We start from the raw sequence: 675 nt of genomic DNA on the forward strand, positions 1-675 counted from the left end.
GATGAGCAAAACAACCACTTTACTTATGTAATACTCTTGACAGCGAAAGAAGGTAGCAGCGCTCTAAATGAAGCCTTCGACAAAGGTATCGACGACTTCATCTTCAAGTCAGAAATGTCTAAGCAACTTCTTCCTCGCGTGTATGCCGCAGACAGAATGTCAGAGCGACAGAATACTTTACTGTCTGCAAATCATTTGCTCATTGAAAACAATAAACACCTCGAAGAAAAGAATATTGTCGATATTGAAACAGGTATTGGTAATAAACGTCTCGCGCAAGAGACTTTAGCAAACTTTCTGAGGCACACCGAGTCTCGTGGTGGCGCAATTAGTTACATGCTAATTGATATCAAAAACTGGCCTGTCATCAAAAAGCAGCACAACCACATGACCTGTGAAGAAGTCGCACTAGGTATAACGCGCCGCTTAAGAAGCCTAATTCGCCCCTTAGATGTTCTTTGCCGCGTTGCAGAACATCAATACGCGATCATCGCTAACTTTGGCAACATAGATCATTGCTCTATCAGTTCTTATCGCCGCATTCATGATGGTATAAATCTAAAATCTTTCCGCACAGCTTCCGGTTATGTGTCAGTCAAAATCGCATCATGTATTTGTACAGTTGATGATAGTGCCTCAGTGCCGCGCGTAAGTGACATAGAAGAAGGCTGCCAA

At 42.8% G+C, this 675-nt stretch carries 1 protein-coding gene; it reads left to right on the top strand.

What is annotated here, in order from left to right; all coding sequences use genetic code 11:
* On the top strand, nt 1-675 hold a 675-nt coding region (locus A3766_RS00180), incomplete at both ends, for a diguanylate cyclase (protein WP_068641434.1).

It is taken from the genome of Oleiphilus sp. HI0132 (assembly GCF_001635845.1).